Origin of the sequence: Stutzerimonas frequens (assembly GCF_024448335.1) — a bacterium.
In the GTDB taxonomy this organism is placed as follows: Bacteria; Pseudomonadota; Gammaproteobacteria; order Pseudomonadales; family Pseudomonadaceae; genus Stutzerimonas; species Stutzerimonas frequens.
In genome coordinates this window covers 1-15,372 of sequence record NZ_JAMOHM010000024.1, presented here as the reverse complement: position 1 = coordinate 15,372, position 15,372 = coordinate 1, and the positions used below count along the sequence as shown (strand labels likewise).

Here is a 15,372-nt window from a genome sequence, read left to right as displayed (position 1 = left end):
AAAGTGGTCTTGCCATGGTCGACGTGACCAATGGTGCCGACGTTGACGTGCGGTTTGTTACGTTCGAATTTTTCCTTAGCCACGACAGTAAACCTCTTACTTAAAGGGCTGAATCAACCTTGTTTTTTAACGAGCGTTTCGACGATGTTCGCCGGAGCCTCAGCGTATTTGGAGAATTCCATGGAGTAGCTCGCGCGACCCTGAGACATGGAACGAACGTCGGTCGCATAACCGAACATCTCTCCGAGCGGAACCTCGGCACGGATTACCTTGCCGGAGACCGAGTCTTCCATACCCTGAATCAGACCACGACGACGGTTCAGGTCACCCATCACATCGCCCATGTAGTCTTCAGGGGTCACCACTTCGACCTTCATGATCGGCTCGAGCACCTTGCCGCCGCCCTTCTGGGCCAGCTGCTTGGTAGCCATGGAAGCCGCCACCTTGAACGCCATCTCGTTGGAGTCGACGTCGTGGTAGGAACCATCGAACACGGTTGCCTTCAGGCCGATCAGCGGATAGCCGGCAACCACGCCGTTCTTCATCTGCTCTTCGATACCCTTCTGGATCGCCGGGATGTATTCCTTCGGAACCACACCACCAACGACTTCGTTGGTGAATACCAGACCTTCGGTGATGTTGCCCTTGTCGTCCACGTCCGGAGTCGAGAAGCGAATCCAGCAGTGACCGAACTGACCGCGACCACCGGACTGACGAACGAACTTGCCTTCGATCTCGACATTGTCCTTGGTGATGGTTTCGCGGTAGGAAACCTGCGGCTTGCCGATGTTGGCCTCGACGTTGAACTCGCGCTTCATGCGGTCAACGAGGATGTCCAGGTGCAGCTCGCCCATACCGGAGATGATGGTCTGGCCGGTTTCCTCATCGGTCTTGACGCGGAACGACGGGTCTTCCTGGGCCAGCTTGCCCAGCGCGATACCCATCTTCTCCTGATCAGCCTTGGTCTTCGGCTCGACGGCAACCGAAATAACCGGTTCCGGGAAGTCCATACGCTCGAGAATGATCGGCTTTTCGATCGAGCAGAGGGTGTCACCAGTGGTGACGTCCTTCATACCAATCAGAGCGGCGATGTCACCAGCGCGGCATTCCTTGATCTCTTCACGCTGGTTGGCGTGCATCTGCACCATCCGACCTACGCGCTCCTTCTTGCCCTTGACCGAGTTCATTACCGAGTCGCCAGAGGCGAGAACACCGGAATAAACACGGGTAAAGGTCAGCGTACCAACGAACGGGTCGGTCGCGATCTTGAAGGCCAGCGCAGAGAACGGCTCGTCATCACTTGCATGACGCTCGTCAACCTGCTCCTCGTTATCCGGGTTGACACCCTGGATAGCCGGAATCTCGGTCGGCGCAGGCAGGAACTCGATCACGGCATCGAGAACCAGCGGCACACCCTTGTTCTTGAAGGAGGAACCGCAGACTGCAGGAACAATTTCGCAGGCGATGGTGCGCTGACGCAGACCAGCCTTGATCTCGTCGACGGACAGTTCGCCCTCTTCGAGATACTTGTTCATCAGCTCTTCGTTGGCCTCGGCCGCAGCCTCGACCATGTTGGAGCGATACTCTTCAGCCATGGCCTGCAGCTCCGCAGGAATCTCTTCCTCGCGGTAGGTAGTTCCCTTGTCGTCATCGTTCCAGTAGATGGCCTTCATCTTGATCAGATCGATCTGACCTTCGAAGTTCTCTTCGGAACCGATAGCAAGCTGAACCGGCACCGGGGTGTGACCCAGACGCTGCTTGATCTGACCGACGACGCGCAGGAAGTTGGCGCCCTGACGGTCCATCTTGTTGACGTAGACGATACGCGGAACGCCGTACTTGTTGGCCTGACGCCATACGGTTTCGGACTGCGGCTCGACACCGGAGGTACCGCAGAACACGACGACAGCACCGTCGAGAACGCGCAGGGAGCGCTCCACTTCGATGGTGAAGTCAACGTGGCCGGGGGTATCGATGACGTTTACGCGATAGTTGTCGTACTGACCGCGCGAACCCTGCCAGAAGGTCGTTACAGCTGCAGAAGTGATGGTAATACCACGCTCCTGCTCCTGCACCATCCAGTCGGTGGTCGCCGCACCGTCATGCACTTCACCCATCTTGTGGCTGAGGCCGGTGTAAAACAGAATCCGCTCCGTGGTGGTAGTCTTGCCCGCGTCGACGTGAGCACAGATACCGATGTTACGGTAACGGTTGATAGGGGTAGTACGGGCCACAATAAGGTCCTCGTAAAAGTTGCGCTTGATTTAGAAGCGATAGTGCGAGAAGGCCTTGTTGGCTTCAGCCATACGGTGCACGTCTTCGCGCTTCTTGACCGCAGCGCCTTTACCTTCAAAAGCATCCAGCAGCTCGCCAGCAAGGCGCAGCGCCATGGATTTTTCGCCACGCTTGCGCGCAGCATCTACCAGCCAGCGCATGGCCAGCGCGTTACGACGGGAAGGACGAACTTCGACCGGAACCTGGTAGGTAGCACCACCTACACGGCGGGACTTGACTTCGACCAGCGGAGCGATGGCATCGAGTGCTTTTTCGAAGACTTCCAGGGGATCGCTGTTCTTGCGCTCCTTCACCTTGTCCAAGGCACCATAAACGATACGCTCGGCAACGGCCTTCTTGCCGCTCTCCATTACGTGGTTCATGAACTTGGCCAGGATCAGACTTCCGTATTTCGGATCGTCCAGGATCTCGCGCTTGGCTGCTACACGACGTCTTGGCATTGATAAGCCCTCAAACGGTCTTCAGGTTAGCTCGGAACGGTAACGCTCAGGTTACGCCCGACCTTACTCTTATCGACTCAGATAAATAGAAATGCTGATTACTTCGGACGCTTGGCGCCGTATTTGGAGCGACCCTGCTTGCGGTCCTTCACGCCAGAGGTATCCAGCGAACCGCGCACGGTGTGGTAACGCACACCCGGAAGGTCCTTTACACGACCGCCACGGATCAGCACTACGCTGTGCTCTTGCAGGTTATGACCTTCACCACCGATATAGGAGGCGACTTCATAGCCATTGGTCAGACGAACACGGCACACCTTACGCAGTGCGGAGTTCGGTTTCTTCGGCGTGGTGGTGTACACACGGGTGCACACGCCACGACGCTGCGGGCAGTTTTGCAGCGCAGGGACGTCGCTCTTCTCGACGACCCGCTTGCGCGGCTGACGTACCAGCTGGTTGATAGTTGCCATCTACTAGCTCCACTGTTGTCTTTCGACACAAACGAAAAATGGCAGGGCACGAAGCCCCGCCAATTTAGGGGTACGAGAGTCTAAAGAGCTTCTCGCCCACCGTCAAGGCAGGCCCCGGCTTGCGACCGGGGCCTGGCACTCTCAATTGCCGCTGGAGTTCAGCGCTTCAGTCAGCGCCGCTTCGACTTCATCGGCACTCACGCGAACCGGCTTCTCGGCGTCACGCTTGCGCTTGCGCTCGCTGTGATAGGCCAGACCGGTACCGGCCGGAATCAGACGGCCCACGACCACGTTTTCCTTCAGCCCGCGCAGGTAGTCGCGCTTGCCAGTGACGGCCGCCTCGGTCAGCACGCGGGTGGTTTCCTGGAAGGAGGCCGCGGAAATGAACGACTCCGTCGACAGCGAGGCCTTGGTGATACCCAGCAGGACGCGCACGTACTTGGCGACGAACTTGTCCTCTTCACTCAGGCGCTCGTTTTCTTCCAGCACCTGGGTCAGCTCCATCTGGTCACCCTTGATGAAGCTGGAATCTCCCGACTCGGTGATCTCGACCTTGCGCAGCATCTGTCGCAGGATCGTCTCGATGTGCTTGTCGTTGATCTTCACGCCCTGCAGGCGGTAAACGTCCTGGATCTCGTTGACGATGTAGCGTGCCAGTGCACTGACGCCCAGCAGACGCAGGATGTCGTGCGGGTTGCTCGGACCGTCGGAGATTACTTCACCCTTGTTCACCTGTTCGCCTTCGAAGACGTTGAGGTGACGCCACTTCGGAATCAGCTCCTCGTACGGATCACTGCCGTCGGTCGGAGTGATGACCAGACGACGCTTGCCCTTGGTTTCCTTGCCGAAGGAAATCGTACCGCTGATTTCCGCCAGGATGGACGGCTCCTTCGGACGACGCGCTTCGAACAGGTCAGCAACGCGCGGCAGACCACCGGTGATATCGCGGGTTTTCGAGGTCTCCTGCGGGATACGTGCGATGACGTCACCCACGTTGATCTCGGCACCGTCAGCCACACCGACCAGCGCGTTAGCCGGCAGGAAGTACTGAGCCGGTACGTCGGTACCCGGCAGCAGCAGTTCCTTGCCACTGGCATCGACCATCTTGATGGCCGGACGAATGTCCTTGCCAGAGGCCGGACGATCCTTCGGATCCATCACCTCGATGTTGGTCAGACCGGTCAGCTCGTCGGTCTGGCGCTTGATGGTGATGTTCTCCTCCATACCGACGAAGGTCACGATACCCTTCATCTCGGTCACGATCGGGTGGGTGTGCGGATCCCATTTGGCAACCACGGCGCCAGCATCGACCTTGTCGCCTTCCTTCACGGAAATCACAGCACCGTACGGCAGCTTGTAACGCTCGCGCTCACGACCGAAGTCGTCCGCCACAGCCAGCTCACCGGAACGGGACACGGCTACCAGCGCGCCGTCGGCACGCTCTACGTGCTTCAGGTTGTGCAGGCGGATGGTACCGCCATTCTTCACCAGTACGTTGTCGACGGCCGAGGTACGGCTCGCCGCACCACCGATGTGGAAGGTACGCATGGTCAGCTGGGTGCCCGGCTCACCGATCGACTGCGCGGCGATGACACCGACAGCCTCACCGATGTTGACCTGATGCCCGCGGGCCAGATCGCGACCGTAGCACTTGGCGCAGATGCCGTAACGGGTTTCACACGAGATAGGCGAACGCACGATCACTTCGTCGATGCTGTTCAGCTCGATGAAGTCGACCCACTGCTCGTCAATCAACGTACCCGCTGGGACCAGCACGTCATCAGTGCCCGGCTTGAGCACGTCACGTGCAATCACACGACCCAGTACGCGCTCACCGAGCGGCTCGACCACATCGCCACCTTCGATGTGCGGGGTCATGTGCAGCCCCTGCTCGGTGCCGCAATCGATCTCGGTAACTACCAGATCCTGCGCGACGTCGACCAGACGACGCGTCAGGTAACCGGAGTTCGCGGTCTTCAGAGCGGTATCCGCCAGACCCTTACGAGCACCGTGCGTGGAGATGAAGTACTGCAGTACGTTCAGACCCTCACGGAAGTTCGCGGTGATCGGCGTCTCGATGATGGAGCCGTCCGGCTTGGCCATCAGGCCACGCATACCGGCGAGCTGGCGAATCTGAGCCGCGGAACCCCGCGCACCGGAGTCGGCCATCATGTACATCGAGTTGAACGAGTCCTGCTCGGCCTCGTTGCCTTCGCGGTCGATGACCTTCTCTTTCGAGAGGTTAGCCATCATCGCCTTGGAGACTTCATCGTTGGCCTTGGACCAGAGGTCGATCACCTTGTTGTACTTCTCGCCCTGGGTAACCAGGCCGGAGGCGTACTGCGATTCGATTTCCTTCACTTCTTCGGTGGCCGCATCGATGATGCGCGCCTTCTCGTCCGGGATGACGAAATCGTTCACGCCGATCGAAACACCGGAGATGGTCGAGTAGGCGAAACCGGTATACATCAGCTGGTCGGCAAAGATGACGGTGTCCTTCAGACCAACGGTGCGGTAGCACAGGTTGATCAGCTTGGAGATCGCCTTCTTCTTCATCGGCTGGTTGACGACGTCGAACGACATTCCTTCCGGCACGATCTGGAACAGCAGCGCGCGGCCGACGGTGGTGTCGACGATGCGGGTGTTCTTGGTGATGCTGCCGTCGCGATCCTTGATGGTCTCGTTGATACGCACCTTGACCCGGGCGTGCAGCGAGGCCTCGCCGGCGCGGAACACGCGGTCGACTTCCTGCAGGTCGGCGAACACGCGACCTTCGCCCTTGGCATTGATGGCTTCACGGGTCATGTAGTACAGACCCAGAACCACGTCCTGCGACGGAACGATGATCGGCTCGCCGTTGGCTGGCGAGAGGATGTTGTTGGTCGACATCATCAGCGCGCGCGCTTCCAGCTGGGCTTCCAGCGTCAGCGGCACGTGCACGGCCATCTGGTCACCGTCGAAGTCGGCGTTGTACGCGGCACAGACCAGCGGGTGCAGCTGGATCGCCTTGCCTTCGATCAGTACCGGCTCGAACGCCTGGATACCCAGACGGTGCAGCGTCGGCGCGCGGTTGAGCAGCACGGGATGTTCGCGAATCACTTCGGCGAGAACGTCCCAGACTTCCGGCAGCTCGCGCTCGACCATCTTCTTGGCCGCCTTGATGGTGGTGGCCATGCCGCGCATTTCCAGCTTGCCGAAGATGAACGGCTTGAACAGCTCGAGGGCCATCTTCTTCGGCAGACCGCACTGGTGCAGACGCAGGGTCGGGCCTACGGTGATCACGGAACGACCGGAGTAGTCCACGCGCTTGCCGAGCAGGTTCTGACGGAAACGGCCCTGCTTACCCTTGATCATGTCGGCCAGGGATTTCAGCGGGCGCTTGTTCGAACCGGTGATGGCACGGCCGCGACGGCCGTTGTCCAGCAGCGCATCGACCGCCTCCTGCAGCATGCGCTTTTCGTTGCGCACGATGATGTCCGGCGCCGACAGGTCGAGCAGGCGCTTCAGACGGTTGTTGCGGTTGATCACGCGGCGATACAGATCGTTCAGATCCGAAGTCGCGAAACGACCGCCATCCAGCGGGACCAGCGGACGCAGATCCGGCGGCAGCACCGGCAGCACGGTCAAGATCATCCACTCCGGCAGGTTGCCCGAGCCATGGAAGGCCTCCATCAGCTTCAGACGCTTGGAGAGCTTCTTGATCTTGGTTTCCGAGTTGGTCTGCGGAATTTCCTCGCGCAGACGGCCGATCTCGTGCTCCAGGTCGATCTGGATCAGCAGCTCGCGAACAGCTTCGGCGCCCATGCGGGCATCGAAGTCGTCACCGAACTCTTCCAGCGCCTCGAAGTACTGCTCGTCGTTCAGCAGCTGGCCTTTTTCCAGGGTGGTCATGCCCGGATCGATCACCACGTAGCTCTCGAAATAGAGCACGCGTTCGATATCGCGCAGGGTCATGTCCAGCAGCAGGCCGATACGGGACGGCAGCGACTTCAGGAACCAGATGTGGGCGACTGGCGAAGCCAGCTCGATGTGCGCCATGCGCTCGCGACGGACCTTGGCCAGCGCGACTTCCACACCACACTTCTCACAAATCACGCCACGGTGCTTGAGGCGCTTGTACTTGCCGCACAGGCACTCGTAGTCCTTGACCGGGCCAAAGATCTTGGCGCAGAAAAGGCCGTCGCGTTCAGGTTTGAACGTACGGTAGTTGATGGTCTCCGGCTTCTTCACTTCACCGAAGGACCAGGAACGGATCATCTCGGGCGACGCCAGGGCAATCTTGATGGCATCGAACTCTTCGATTTGACCCTGGTTTTTCAACAGATTCAGCAAGTCTTTCAAGGCCTTTCCTCCTCACGGACCTGCGGCAGCCGGCTATCGCCGGTGCCGCACAGGCGGTGCGTGGTTATTCGGTTTCCAGATCGATATCGATACCGAGCGAGCGGATCTCTTTGATCAGCACGTTGAAGGATTCCGGCATGCCGGCCTCCATACGGTGATCGCCGTCCACGATGTTCTTGTACATCTTGGTCCGCCCGTTCACGTCGTCCGACTTGACCGTGAGCATTTCCTGCAGGGTGTACGCGGCGCCGTAGGCTTCCAGCGCCCAGACCTCCATCTCCCCGAAGCGCTGACCACCGAACTGCGCCTTACCACCCAGCGGCTGCTGGGTAACCAGACTGTACGAACCGGTAGAACGCGCGTGCATCTTGTCGTCGACCAGGTGGTTCAGCTTCAGCATGTACATGTAGCCGACCGTGGTGGTGCGCTCGAACTTGTTGCCGGTACGTCCGTCGAACAGCTGCATCTGACCGCTTTCCGGCAGATCGGCCAGCTTCAGCATGGCCTTGATCTCGCGCTCCTTGGCACCATCGAATACCGGGGTGGCCATGGGAACGCCCTTGCGCAGGTTGTTCGCCAGGTCCAGCACTTCCTGATCGCTCAGGTCGTCCAGGCTTTCCTGGCGACCACCGATCTCGTTGTAGATCTCATGCAAGAACTTGCGCAGCTCGGCGACCTTGCGCTGCTCTTCGAGCATTAGGTTGATCTTCTCCCCCAGGCCCTTGGCCGCGAGGCCCAGGTGGGTTTCGAGGATCTGCCCGACGTTCATACGCGACGGTACACCCAGCGGGTTCAGGACGATGTCCACCGGCGTGCCGTTGGCATCGTGCGGCATGTCTTCGACCGGCATGATCACCGAGACCACACCCTTGTTACCGTGACGACCGGCCATCTTGTCGCCCGGCTGGATGCGACGTTTGATGGCCAGGTAGACCTTGACGATCTTCAGCACGCCCGGCGCGAGGTCGTCGCCCTGCTGCAGCTTGCGCTTCTTGTCCTCGAACTTGTCGTCGAGCAGCTGGCGGCGATCGGAGAGGTAGGCCTGGGCCTTCTCCAGCTGCTCATTCAGCGCGTCTTCGGCCATGCGCAGCTTGAACCACTGGCCATGCTCGAGCCCATCCAGAATCTCGTCGGTGATCACGACACCTTTCTTCAGGCCGGCGCCACCCTCGGCAGTCGCACCGACCAACGCCGAGCGCAGGCGCTCGAACGTGGCGCCTTCGACGATACGGAACTCTTCGTTGAGATCCTTGCGGATCTCGTCGAGCTGCATCTTCTCGATGGCCAGCGCACGGGAGTCGCGCTCGACGCCGTCGCGGATGAACACCTGCACATCAATGACGGTGCCCTTGGTGCCGGTCGGCACACGCAGGGAGGTGTCCTTCACGTCGGAAGCCTTCTCACCGAAGATCGCGCGCAGCAGCTTCTCTTCCGGCGTCAGCTGGGTTTCGCCCTTCGGCGTCACCTTGCCGACGAGGATGTCGCCCGGGCCGACTTCGGCACCGACGTAGACGATACCGGCCTCGTCCAGCTTGTTCAGCGCAGCCTCACCCACGTTCGGGATGTCTGCGGTGATCTCCTCCGGGCCGAGCTTGGTGTCGCGCGACACGCAGGTGAGTTCCTGGATATGGATAGTGGTGAAACGATCTTCCTGAACCACACGCTCCGAGAGGAGGATGGAGTCCTCGAAGTTGTAGCCGTTCCACGGCATGAACGCGACGCGCATGTTCTGACCCAGTGCCAGCTCACCCATGTCGGTGGACGGACCGTCGGCCATGATGTCGCCACGCGCCACCACGTCACCCTTGCGCACCAGCGGACGCTGGTTGATGCAGGTGTTCTGGTTGGAGCGGGTGTACTTGGTCAGGTTATAGATGTCGACACCCGCTTCGCCGGTCTCGACCTCATCGTCACGCACGCGCACCACGATACGGCTGGCATCGACCGAGTCGATCACGCCGCCGCGACGAGCGACCACGCAGACGCCTGAGTCGCGTGCCACGTTGCGCTCCATGCCGGTACCTACCAGTGGTTTGTCCGAACGCAGGGTCGGCACGGCCTGACGCTGCATGTTGGAACCCATCAGCGCGCGGTTGGCGTCGTCGTGCTCAAGGAACGGAATCAGCGAGGCAGCGACGGAGACGACCTGCTTCGGCGAAACGTCCATCAGGGTGACGTCTTCCGGCGCCTTGACGGTGAATTCGTTCAGATGACGCACGGCCACCAGCTCGTCGACCAGCTTGCGACCGTCCAGCTTGGCGCTGGCCTGGGCGATCACGTGGTCAGCTTCTTCGATCGCCGAAAGGAACACGATTTCGTCGGTGACTTCGCCGTCCTTGACCACACGGTACGGGCTTTCGAGGAAACCATACTGGTTGGTGCGAGCATAGGCAGCCAGGGAGTTGATCAGACCAATGTTCGGACCTTCAGGGGTTTCGATCGGGCAGACACGGCCGTAGTGAGTCGGGTGCACGTCACGCACCTCGAAGCCGGCACGCTCACGGGTCAGACCGCCCGGGCCGAGTGCGGAGACGCGGCGCTTGTGGGTGATTTCCGAAAGCGGGTTGTTCTGGTCCATGAACTGCGAGAGCTGGCTGGAACCGAAGAACTCCTTCACCGCCGCCGCAACCGGCTTGGCATTGATCAGGTCCTGCGGCATCAGGCCTTCGCTTTCGGCCATCGACAGACGCTCTTTGACCGCACGCTCGACGCGTACGAGGCCAACACGGAACTGGTTTTCGGCCATTTCGCCGACACAGCGCACGCGACGGTTACCCAGGTGGTCGATGTCATCGACGATACCCTTGCCGTTGCGGATGTCGACCAGGGTCTTCAGGACCGCGACGATGTCCTCGCGGCTCAGTACGCCGGAGCCCTCGATCTCGGTACGACCGATACGGCGGTTGAACTTCATCCGGCCGACAGCCGACAGGTCGTAGCGCTCGGCAGCGAAGAACAAGTTGTTGAACAGCGTCTCGGCGGCGTCCTTAGTTGGCGGCTCGCCCGGGCGCATCATGCGATAGATCTCGACCAACGCTTCGAGCTGATTGGTGGTCGAATCGATCTTCAGCGTGTCGGAAATGAACGGACCACAATCGATGTCGTTGGTGTACAGCGTCTCGAAGCGTACGACCTGCGCCTTGACGATCTTCGCCATGACGTCGACGGTCAGCTCGGTGTTGCACTCGGCGATGATCTCGCCGGTGGCCGGATGCACGATCGCCTTGGCGACGGTACGGCCCAGGACATAGTCCATTGGCATCTCGAGCTCTTTGATGCCGGACTTGTCGAGCTGGTTGATGTGGCGAGCGGTGATGCGACGGCCCTGCTCGACGATGACCTTGCCGCTGTCATCCTTGATGTCGAAAGTAGCGATCTCGCCGCGCAGACGCTGCGGTACCAGTTCCAGCGCCAGGGTTTCGCCTTTGACGTGGAAGACGTTGGTATCGTAGAAGGCGTCCAGGATCTCTTCGGTGCTGTAATTGAGCGCACGCAGAAGCACCGACGCCGGCAACTTGCGGCGACGGTCGATACGGACGAACACTGCGTCCTTCGGATCGAATTCGAAGTCGAGCCAAGAGCCGCGGTAAGGAATGATACGCGCGGAGTACAGCAGCTTGCCGGAGCTGTGGGTCTTGCCGCGGTCATGATCGAAGAACACGCCCGGCGAACGATGCAGCTGGGAAACTATGACGCGTTCGGTACCGTTGATGATGAAGGTACCGTTCTCGGTCATGAGGGGGATTTCCCCCATGTAGACTTCCTGTTCCTTGATGTCCTTGATGGCCTTGTTCGACGACTCTTTGTCGAAAATGATCAGGCGCACCTTGACGCGCAGCGGAACGGCGAAGGTCACGCCGCGCAGGACACATTCCTTGACATCGAAAGCCGGCTCGCCCAGGCGATAGCCGACGTATTCCAGCGCTGCATTGCCGGAATAGCTGATAATCGGGAAAACGGATTTGAAGGCTGCATGCAAGCCAATGTCGCGGAACTGATCTTTGGTCGCTCCCGCCTGCAGGAATTCGCGATACGAATCCAGCTGGATGGCCAAAAGATACGGCACGTCCATCACGTGCGGTAACTTGCTAAAGTCCTTGCGGATACGTTTTTTCTCAGTGTATGAGTAAGCCATCAGCGTTCCCCAGCTTGGTCACCTGCTTGTTGGCTTCTCCCGACGGGAGCAGCCAGAAAATCTTGCGAACCCCATGGTTCGCGCCACCTGTAGGTGGCTTCCGAGGAAGAGCCAGCATGGCTGGCTTTCCATAACGGAAAAAGGCCGGTGGCAAGAGCCACCAGCCATCAGCCTGTCGCGAGTCGCTCGGGCTGTAGACGCAAGGTCGTCGCTTACTTGAGCTCGACTTTGGCGCCAGCTTCTTCCAGAGCCTTCTTGGCAGCTTCGGCTTCTTCCTTCGAAACGCCTTCCTTGACCACGCCCGGGGCGCCGTCAACGACAGCCTTGGCTTCTTTCAGGCCCAGACCGGTCAGCTCGCGAACCGCCTTGATCACGTTCACTTTCTTGTCGCCGGCTTCAGCCAGGACGATGGTGAACTCGGTCTGCTCTTCGACAGCAGCGGCAGCCGGGCCAGCAGCAGCAACGGTGGCAGCAGCAGCGGTAACACCGAAGGTTTCTTCCATCGCCTTGATCAGCTCGACGATTTCCATTACGGATTTCTGGCCGATCGCTTCGATGATTTGCTCGTTAGTCAGAGACATGACTATCTATTCCTGTATTGGGGTGACAGCTTACGCAGCCATCAAATTAAACATGTGATTTTGAAAGTGCTTACGCCGCCTCAGGCAGCAGCAGCTTCTTTCTGGTCGCGAATAGCTGCCAGGGTGCGAGCGAGCTTGCTGGTGGCGCCTTGAATAACGCTCATCAGCTGTGCGATGCCCTCTTCGCGAGTCGGCAGGCTTGCCAGCACGTCGATCTGGTTTGCTGCGAGGAACTTGCCCTCGAACGCAGCTGCCTTGATCTCGAACTTGTCCTGACCCTTGGCGAACTCCTTGAAGATACGAGCAGCAGCGCCCGGATGTTCGTTGGAGAATGCAATCAGGGTCGGGCCTTTGAACACGTCGTTGAGCACGTCAAACTGAGTGCCTTCAACAGCGCGCTTGAGCAGGGTGTTACGCACGACTTTCACGTACACACCAGCCGCTCGGGCCTCTTTACGGAGTCCGGTCATTGCGCCGACGGTCACGCCACGGGCATCAGCCACGACAGCGGACAGACCGGCTTTGGCAGCCTCGTTGACTTCAGCGACGATGGCCTTCTTGTCTTCGAGTTTAATTGCCACGGGTTTACTCCTGGTTTTTACCGATACGTCAGGCCGGAGCCGGACGGCGTTTTGGTGTCTGATTCGGTACGAATCGGGAGCACCATCTGCGTAGGCTTAAGAGATCACTCTCCGGGTTTAAGGCTTGCGCCACCTACGGTCTTGGATAGCCCCCGCCAGGCAGGGACCCCAATATTGCAAGCCGCCCCATCATGGAGGCAGCCAGGCTTTACGCTTCCAGCGAACACTGATCGATGACCAGCCCTGGGCCCATGGTGGTGCTCAGGGTCACACGCTTGACGTAGATACCTTTGGAAGTGGATGGCTTCAGGCGCTTGAGATCCGACAGCAGCGCTTCGACGTTCTGCTTCAGCTGGCCAGCCTCAAAGCCAACCTTACCCACCGAGGTGTGGATAATGCCGTTCTTGTCGGTACGGAAACGCACCTGACCAGCCTTGGCATTCTTGACAGCTGTAGCCACGTCAGGGGTAACGGTGCCGACTTTCGGGTTAGGCATCAGTCCACGCGGACCGAGAATCTGGCCCAGCTGACCAACAACACGCATGGCATCCGGCGAAGCGATCACTACGTCATAGTTCAGATCACCGCCTTTCATCTCAGCAGCCAATTCGTCCATGCCAACCCGATCAGCGCCGGCAGCCAGCGCAGCCTCAGCAGCCGGACCTTGGGTGAAAACTGCGACACGAACGGTCTTACCGGTGCCATTCGGCAGAACGGTTGCACCGCGCACGACCTGGTCGGACTTACGCGGATCGACACCGAGATTGATCGCAATGTCGAACGACTCGGTGAATTTGACCGCGGATACCTCAGCCAACAGCTTGGCCGCATCCTCGAACGCGTACTGCTTGCCAGCCTCGATCTTCTCGGCAATAGCCTTCTGGCGCTTGGTCAACTTAGCCATTACACACCCTCCACGTTCAGGCCCATGCTGCGCGCCGAACCTGCGATGGTTCGAACAGCAGCTTCCATTTCAGCAGCGGTAAGATCGGCCTGTTTGGTTTTGGCGATCTCTTCCAGCTGGGCACGAGTGACAGTGCCAACCTTCTGGGTGTTAGGACGAGCCGAGCCACTGGTGATGCCAGCGGCCTTCTTCAGCAGCACAGCTGCCGGAGTGCTCTTGGTTTCAAAGGTAAAACTGCGGTCACTGTATACAGTAATGATCACAGGGGTCGGCAGACCGGGCTCCTGCCCCTGAGTCTTGGCATTGAAAGCCTTGCAGAACTCCATGATATTCACACCATGCTGACCCAAGGCAGGGCCAACGGGCGGCGACGGATTAGCCTGACCGGCCTTCACCTGAAGCTTGATGTAAGCTTGAATCTTCTTAGCCATATTTACTCCGTTACGGGTTCTAGCGCCTTACGGCTCCCCATTGCTCATTTATCCCGATGACGACAAAACCCCGCAGCCTGAAACTGCGGGGTGTGGGATGCTTCGTCCAGTTAAACCTTCTCGACCTGACTGAACTCCAACTCTACCGGCGTAGAGCGACCGAAAATGAGGACCGCGACCTGAATCCGGCTCTTCTCGTAATTGACCTCTTCGACAACGCCATTGAAGTCGGCGAACGGGCCGTCAGCTACGCGAACCACCTCACCTGGCTCGAAGAGCGTTTTCGGCTTAGGCTTATCACTACCATCGGCCACGCGACGAAGAATAGCCTCGGCCTCTTTATCCGTGATGGGCGCCGGCTTGTCTGCCGTACCACCAATAAAGCCCATCACACGAGGAGTATCCTTGACCAGGTGCCAAGTACCCTCGTTCATCTCCATCTGGACCAAAACGTAACCCGGGAAGAACTTGCGCTCACTCTTGCGCTTCTGCCCGTTACGCATCTCCACGACCTCTTCGGTCGGAACCAGAATCTCGCCGAACTCATCTTCCATGCCAGCAAGCTTGACGCGCTCGATCAAGGAGCGCATGACGTGCTTCTCGTAACCCGAGTAAGCATGCACAACGTACCAACGCTTAGCCACGAGACACCCTTAGCCAACAACCATGGAGACCAACCAGCCGAGCAGAGAATCAAGCCCCCACAGCAGCAACGCCATCACCAACACCACCACAACAACGATCATCGTGGTCTGGGTAGTTTCCTGACGGGTCGGCCAAACGACCTTGCGAATTTCGCCGCGCGCCTCTTTCAGCAGCACAGCAAACGAGCGCCCTTTTGAGGTCTGGAAGGCGACAAACGCCGCAACAGCACCTATTGCAAGCACCGCAAGGACACGATAAAGAATGGGCTCAGCGGAGTAGTATTGATTACCAACCACGGCAACCACGACCAAAGCAGCCACAACAAACCACTTCACCAGATCGAAGCGCGTGTCATTGGCTTCAGCTTTGATATTCATCTGCTAGAACCTTGTAAAGACTGCCAAATTCGCTATTGAAAATGGCAGGCCAGGAGGGAATCGAACCCCCAACCTGCGGTTTTGGAGACCGCCGCTCTGCCAATTGAGCTACTGGCCTAGAAAGAGTCAGGCCGACTATTATGCCGACCTGCTTCAAACAGATCAATCGTTA

General features: G+C 59.1%; 11 protein-coding genes, 1 tRNA gene and 1 pseudogene. All 13 read right to left on the bottom strand.

Translation table 11 applies throughout. The features are described from left to right. Positions 1 to 83: pseudogene (locus NAO55_RS20725) on the bottom strand (GTP-binding protein); the annotation flags it as partial. Between the two features lie 30 nt (positions 84 to 113). Next, a complete protein-coding gene (gene fusA / locus NAO55_RS20720) occupies positions 114 to 2,234 on the bottom strand; it encodes an elongation factor G (protein ID WP_063544051.1) in 2,121 nt (706 codons plus the stop codon). A 30-nt stretch (positions 2,235 to 2,264) separates the two neighbouring features. Then, positions 2,265 to 2,735: a 30S ribosomal protein S7 gene (gene rpsG / locus NAO55_RS20715; RefSeq protein ID WP_041110229.1), complete on the bottom strand. Its 471-nt coding sequence runs from the start codon at positions 2,733 to 2,735 to the stop codon at positions 2,265 to 2,267. A gap of 98 nt (positions 2,736 to 2,833) precedes the next feature. Further along, entirely contained in the window at positions 2,834 to 3,205 is a 372-nt protein-coding gene (rpsL, locus tag NAO55_RS20710) for a 30S ribosomal protein S12 (RefSeq protein ID WP_003280832.1), read from the bottom strand. A 141-nt stretch (positions 3,206 to 3,346) separates the two neighbouring features. Beyond that, a complete protein-coding gene (gene rpoC, locus NAO55_RS20705; RefSeq protein ID WP_102840419.1) occupies positions 3,347 to 7,546 on the bottom strand; it encodes a DNA-directed RNA polymerase subunit beta' in 4,200 nt (1,399 codons plus the stop codon). Between the two features lie 64 nt (positions 7,547 to 7,610). Continuing rightward, on the bottom strand, positions 7,611 to 11,681 hold the full coding sequence (gene rpoB, locus NAO55_RS20700; RefSeq protein WP_102840418.1) for a DNA-directed RNA polymerase subunit beta: 4,071 nt from the start codon (positions 11,679 to 11,681) through the stop codon (positions 7,611 to 7,613). Between the two features lie 212 nt (positions 11,682 to 11,893). Further along, complete coding sequence (gene rplL / locus NAO55_RS20695; protein ID WP_063544045.1) at positions 11,894 to 12,262, bottom strand: 50S ribosomal protein L7/L12; 369 nt, start codon at positions 12,260 to 12,262, stop codon at positions 11,894 to 11,896. 80 nt (positions 12,263 to 12,342) lie between these two features. Beyond that, positions 12,343 to 12,843: a 50S ribosomal protein L10 gene (rplJ, locus tag NAO55_RS20690; protein ID WP_011911979.1), complete on the bottom strand. Its 501-nt coding sequence runs from the start codon at positions 12,841 to 12,843 to the stop codon at positions 12,343 to 12,345. Between the two features lie 208 nt (positions 12,844 to 13,051). Next, a complete protein-coding gene (rplA, locus tag NAO55_RS20685) occupies positions 13,052 to 13,747 on the bottom strand; it encodes a 50S ribosomal protein L1 (protein WP_102840417.1) in 696 nt (231 codons plus the stop codon). Next, on the bottom strand, positions 13,747 to 14,178 hold the full coding sequence (gene rplK, locus NAO55_RS20680; protein ID WP_063544041.1) for a 50S ribosomal protein L11: 432 nt from the start codon (positions 14,176 to 14,178) through the stop codon (positions 13,747 to 13,749). The genes rplA and rplK overlap by 1 nt, the downstream gene beginning before the upstream one ends. Positions 14,179 to 14,288: 110 nt before the next feature. After that, on the bottom strand, positions 14,289 to 14,822 hold the full coding sequence (gene nusG / locus NAO55_RS20675; RefSeq protein ID WP_011911976.1) for a transcription termination/antitermination protein NusG: 534 nt from the start codon (positions 14,820 to 14,822) through the stop codon (positions 14,289 to 14,291). Positions 14,823 to 14,831: 9 nt separating this feature from the next. Further along, complete coding sequence (secE, locus tag NAO55_RS20670; RefSeq protein WP_102840416.1) at positions 14,832 to 15,200, bottom strand: preprotein translocase subunit SecE; 369 nt, start codon at positions 15,198 to 15,200, stop codon at positions 14,832 to 14,834. Between the two features lie 42 nt (positions 15,201 to 15,242). Then, positions 15,243 to 15,318: transfer RNA gene (locus NAO55_RS20665), tRNA-Trp, on the bottom strand. Positions 15,319 to 15,372: the final 54 nt, after the last annotated feature.